Raw genomic sequence first — 3126 nt, 5'->3', positions numbered from 1 at the left:
GCGGGCACCGTTCTTCGCAGAGGCGGGCGTGTCACTCGGGATCTCCTCGGAGGTACGGGTGCGGGATTGGTCTCCTGTAGCCGGACGGGCAAAAACCAGCCCGTCCGGCGATTGAGGACAAAGCAGCGGCAGGCCCTAGTTGCGCCAGGTGTCGTTCAGCGTGACCTTGCCGGACGCGGGCACCGTCGCCGTCCGATTGGCGCCGCTCTCCCAGGTCACCGCGCCGGCCGCGTCCTTGCGGAGGTACTTGTACTCGAAGGACGTACCGGCCGGCAGCGCCACATCGAGCTTCCACACCGGATAGGCCGCCGGATCGAGCTTCAGCGCGCTGCCGGTGTTCCAGTTGCCCAGCGCCGCCTGGTTGCCGGTGACATAGATGTTCTGGCCGAGCTGAGTCGTCGCGTTGACACCGAAGGACGCGCCCGAAGCGCCGGGCCCCGGATCCGTACCGCCGCCACCGCCCGTGCAGGTACGGGCGCCGGTGTGCAGGGCAACCGCCGTGTTCGGGCCGAGCGTCGCCGTGAACTGTCCCGAGCCGTTGACCGTCACCGCCCTGCCGTTCTGCACATCGCAGTACGTGCCGCCCGCCAGCGAGGTCTGGAACGTACGGGTCAGCGAGGAGCCCTCGTGGTTGATCGCGACATAGCCCGCGGAGCCCCGGCCGAAGGCGATCTGGTCGCCTCCGTTGTCCCACCAGTTGGTGACGGCCTGCCCGCGCGTGGTGTTGCGGAAGCCGACCATGGACGAGATCTCGCGCCACGCGTGCTGGCACTTCCATCCGTCGCTGTAACAGGCGTTGACCGTACCGCCGTTGGGCGGGCCCGCGTCATTGCTGCCGAACTCGTATCCGGAGTGCACATCGGGCGAGCCGTACGGCCAGGCCAGCATGAACACATTGGCCAGTGTGTAGTTCGCGCCGTCCTTGTAGCTGAGTGTGTCGCCGCCGCGCTCGGTGTCGTGGTTGTCCACGAAGACCGCCGAACGGCCGGACTCCATATAGCCCCAGCCCTCGCCGTAGTTCTTCAGATAGGCGAGGTTCTCGTTGTTGAAGACCTGCTTGAGACCGCGCGCGTACCGGAACTCCTGGACGTCGCCGTTGCCGAGGTACTCGCTCGGCAGGACCGCCTCGCCCGCACCGTAGATGGCCTCCTGCTTCCAGTAGACGCCCGGATTGCTCAGCCTGCTCTTGATGTTGGCGAGATCGGCGGCGGGCATGTGCTTGGCCGCGTCGATCCGGAAGCCGTCGACGCCGAGCGAGAGCAGATCGTTCATGTACGACGCGATCCGGCCGCGTACGTAGTCCTCACCGGTGTCCAGATCGGCCAGGCCGACGAGTTCGCAGTTCTGTACGTTGCCGCGGTCGCCGTAGTTGTTGATCTGCGACCGGCAGTCGTCCATGTCGGCGCCCGAGTAGATGCCCGGGTAGTTGTACTTGGTGTACGAGGAGCCGCCGGTGCCGGTGCCGTCGCCGGCCGCCATATGGTTGATGACGGTGTCGGCGACGACCTTGACGCCCGCCGCGTGACAGGTGTTCACCATGTTCGAGAAGGCGGCGCGGTCACCGAGCCGTCCGGCGATCTTGTAACTGACGGGCTGGTACGAGGTCCACCACTGGCCGCCCTGGATGTGCTCCTGCGGCGGTGAGACCTGGACATAGCCGTAGCCGGCCGGGCCGAGGCTGTCCGTGCACGCCCTGGCTATGGAGTCGAACTTCCACTCGAACAGTACGGCGGTGACGTCCTTGGTGCCCGGCGGTGCCGCCTGGGCGGTCCCGGCCGGGACCGCGAGAGCGGCTGCGGCGCCGGCCACGAGGGCGAGCGCGGCGGCCAGGGATCTGCGAGCCATGGTTCCTCCTGCACTGGTGAAGGGAGGTGCGGGTGACGGGGGGTGCGGGTAACGGTTGGTGCGTACGGCCTCGTGCGGCGACGCGCTCTTGCCCCTCAAGGCCCTGTGCGGATGGTGCCGGTGGTACGGCTGGAGCGGCCGGTACGCACCGCGGCGGTGGAGCCGCGTACGACCAGCTCGGGCTGGAAGACATACTCGGTGCGCTGTACGGGACTGCCGCCGATCTCTTCCAGCAGCGCGCCGACCGCTGCCGCGGCCATGGCGTGCACGGGCTGGCGGACCGTGGTCAGCGGAGGATCGGTGAAGGCGATCAGCCGCGAGTCGTCGTATCCCACGACCGAGAGATCACCCGGCACGTCGAGTCCGCGCTCCCTGGCCGCCCGTACGACGCCGAGCGCCATCAGATCGCTGCCGCAGACGATGCCCGTACAGCCGAGGGCGAGCAGCGCGCCGGCCGCGACCTGGCCGCCCTCGACGCCGTACAGCGTGGTGCACACCAGCTCCTCCGCCTCGCGCCAGGCCAGCCCGAGCAGCCCGACGGCCGCGTCGAGGAAGCCCTCGCGCTTGCGCCGGGAGGGCACGTACCGCTGCGGTCCGGTGGCCAGTCCGATCCGCCGGTGGCCCAGCTCGGCGAGATGGCCGACGGCCATCCGTACGGCGGCGTGGTCGTCGGCCGAGACGAAGGGCGCGCTGACGCGTTCGTTGTAGCCGTTGATCAGGACGTACGGCACACCGCGCGCGGCGAGCGCGGCGTAGCGGGCGGGATCGGTGGAGGTGTCGGCGTGCAGCCCGGAGAGGAAGACGATGCCGTCGACCTCGCGCTCCACGAGCTGCTCGACCAGTTCGTCCTCGGTCGCGCCGCCCGGTAACTGCGTGCAGAGGAGCGGTGTGTAGCCGTGTCCGGCGAGGAGCTGCTCGACTGCCTGGGCGAAGGCCGGGAAGACCGGATTGGTGAGTTCGGGTGTCACCAGTCCGATCAGTCCGGGAGGCCGCGCGGGCGGGATCTGCCGGGCGGATTCCGCCGGAGCGCCGCTCGGCGGAACAGGTCCATGAGACGCGGTGGGTCCATGAGGCGCGGGCGGGTCGTGGGACCGGCCGGAACGTTCCTGCCCGAGGACGCCCAGCGCCGCGATCACACGCTCGCGCGTGCTGTCCGCGACACCGGGCCGGCCGTTCAGCACCCGGCTGACGGTGGCCTCGCTGACCCGGGCCCGGCCGGCGATGTCCACCAGCCGGAGCCCGTTGGTGCCTCGCGCCGCCGCTGACGGTCTTGTCACGGCC

General features: G+C 69.6%; 2 protein-coding genes. Both read right to left on the bottom strand.

Annotation, left to right across the window (positions count from 1 at the left end):
• Positions 1-135: 135 nt before the first annotated feature.
• Positions 136-1845: a carbohydrate-binding module family 20 domain-containing protein gene (locus GA0115259_RS07560; protein WP_093592714.1), complete on the bottom strand. Its 1710-nt coding sequence runs from the start codon at positions 1843-1845 to the stop codon at positions 136-138.
• Positions 1846-1940: 95 nt separating this feature from the next.
• Positions 1941-3122, bottom strand: coding sequence for a LacI family DNA-binding transcriptional regulator (locus GA0115259_RS07555; RefSeq protein WP_093592717.1), 1182 nt, complete (start codon positions 3120-3122; stop codon positions 1941-1943).
• Between the last annotated feature and the right edge of the window lie 4 nt (positions 3123-3126).

The sequence above is a fragment of the Streptomyces sp. MnatMP-M17 genome (assembly GCF_900091995.1).
Classification (GTDB): Bacteria; Actinomycetota; Actinomycetes; order Streptomycetales; family Streptomycetaceae; genus Streptomyces.
The sequence above is the reverse complement of the archived record's forward strand: the minus strand, read 5'-3'. Positions and strand labels throughout refer to the sequence as shown.

Bases quoted from the DNA above. Each gene is read 5' to 3' on its own strand.
- GA0115259_RS07560 (WP_093592714.1), bottom strand. From the start codon at position 1,845: ATGGCTCGCAGATCCCTGGCCGCCGCGCTCGCCCTCGTGGCCGGCGCC.